This window comes from Microbacterium sp. (genome assembly GCF_047972865.1).
Classification (GTDB): Bacteria; Actinomycetota; Actinomycetes; order Actinomycetales; family Microbacteriaceae; genus Microbacterium.
This window is the reverse complement of record NZ_JBKEAY010000011.1, coordinates 1-1,896: the sequence shown is the minus strand read 5'-3', so window position 1 is coordinate 1,896 and position 1,896 is coordinate 1. Positions and strand designations below refer to the sequence as shown.

1 protein-coding gene is annotated in these 1,896 nt (G+C 66.0%); it reads left to right on the top strand.

Features of this window, described 5'->3' with window-relative positions:
* Positions 1 to 252: 252 nt before the first annotated feature.
* Positions 253 to 1,587: a DUF4921 family protein gene (locus tag ACK5KK_RS00620; RefSeq protein ID WP_416888157.1), complete on the top strand. Its 1,335-nt coding sequence runs from the start codon at positions 253 to 255 to the stop codon at positions 1,585 to 1,587.
* Positions 1,588 to 1,896: the final 309 nt, after the last annotated feature.

Below are 1,896 nucleotides of genomic sequence, written 5' to 3'. Positions count from 1 at the left end.
TCGAGCAGCATGTTCGCTCCATCCTCCGCAAGCTCGGGGTCCCAAACCGTGCCGCCGTCGCCGCATGGGTGGTGAAGTCCGACCGGGCCGCGATCGCTGACGACGGCTGATCGTCCGGTTTGCGGCGCACGGGCGATCCGACTGCCGGACACGACGAGGTGCGCGTGGGCGCCGATGGACCCGCGCGCCGAGGGCCCAGCCGTGCACTCTTGCCCCGGATAGGCTGCGGGTGTTCGCTTGAGGAGGATCTCGATGCAGCCGTACCAACGCGAGGCGGAATACCTCACCACCCTCGCTGATGGCACCGTCAAGCAGCTCAACCCGTTCACCGGCACTGAAGTGTGGACCGTACCTGGTCGGGGCCACCGGCCGTTGGGGCAGCTTCAGGACCCGTCCCTGATCGAGCCGGAGCGTGCCGGGTCGTACTGCGCCTTTTGCGAGAACCGGTATGTCGAGACACCGCCGGAGAAGTCCCGCGTGGTTCACCGGGGCAACGACACCTGGGAGACGCACCACCGCACGCCTGCCGCGGAAATGAACGCCACGGTGGCGGCCTTCCGTCGGGTCCCCAACCTCTTCGAGATTCTCAGTTATGAGTACTGGCACGCCAACTACGGGTACGTGCTTCCAGCCCGGGTCGCCGCGCGGAAAGAGGCCTACCTCGATTCTCCGGCGGGGTGGGAGCACGTGGTCTCCGTGGTCGGGATGAAGCTGCGTGCTTCCGGCATGGCGGCTGAGGAGATCGACGCCCTGACCCATGACCAGATCGTCGAGGCAGCGTCCGGCTTCTTCGGTGGTGGCCACGACCTCATCATCGCTCGGCGTCACTACGTCGACGGCGCAACGACCGATGACCAGCTTGCTTCCTCCGGCACGCTCACCGTTAACGAGCACGCCGAGTTTATCCGCTACACAGTCGAGTCGGTGAGGGCGCTCTACGAGCTCAACCGCTACGCCCGGTACGTGACTGTCTTCCAGAACTGGCTCAAGCCTGCGGGAGCGTCGTTCGATCACCTCCACAAGCAGCTCGTCGCCATCGACGAACGCGGGGTGCAGCACGAGGAGACCCTCGCGAAGCTCCGACAGAACCCCAACCTCTTCAACGAGGTCGCGACGAACTACGCCGGCTATAAGAACCTCGTCATCGCCGAGAACGACCACGCCGTCGCCTTCGCCGGGTTCGGGCACCGGTTCCCGACCATCGAGATCTACTCCAAGAGCGAGCACTCCGATCCGTGGGAGCAGGAGCCCGAGGAACTGCGCGGTATGTCGGACATGATCCACGCCATGCAGGCCGCCACGGGCGCGTCCATCGCCTGCAACGAGGAGTGGCACTACCGGCCCATCGACGTCGACGTGCCGATGCCGTGGCGCGTCATGCTCAAGTGGCGCCTCTCGACGCTGGCCGGCTTTGAGGGAGCGACGCGTATCTACCTCAACACCATCACCCCGGTCATGGTCCGCGACCGGGTCGTCGAGCGCCTCTTCGCACTCCGCACCGAGGGTCGGATTGCCGACACGGTTCTCATCGCGTTCGAGGCCCCCTGCCGGCCCAATGCGTTGCGCTACACGCACCCGACGCGGTAGCCGAATTACCAACCCCGACACGTCTGGTGGTGGCGTTGGTTGAGGAGCCGCGAAGAGGCGTCTCAGCCATCGTTATCGGGAGGGGATGGTGGTTTCGACTCGGGCGCCGTGCGCCCGGCTCAACCGGTGGGTGTGGTTCGCGTCCGGGCACCGGGGCGACTCGGGGTTCACCCGGTATCGACATCGTCCGCACCCGGAATACGCTGGGGCTATGGCCGGAGGCTCCCTGCGATCGCGTTTCAGTGCGGATCCTGTGCGCATGCCCGAACTCCGCGCCAGCGACTCTGATCGAGCATTGGTCGTGGGCGC

Bases quoted from the DNA above. Each gene is read 5' to 3' on its own strand.
- ACK5KK_RS00620 (WP_416888157.1), top strand. From the start codon at position 253: ATGCAGCCGTACCAACGCGAGGCGGAATACCTCACCACCCTCGCTGAT.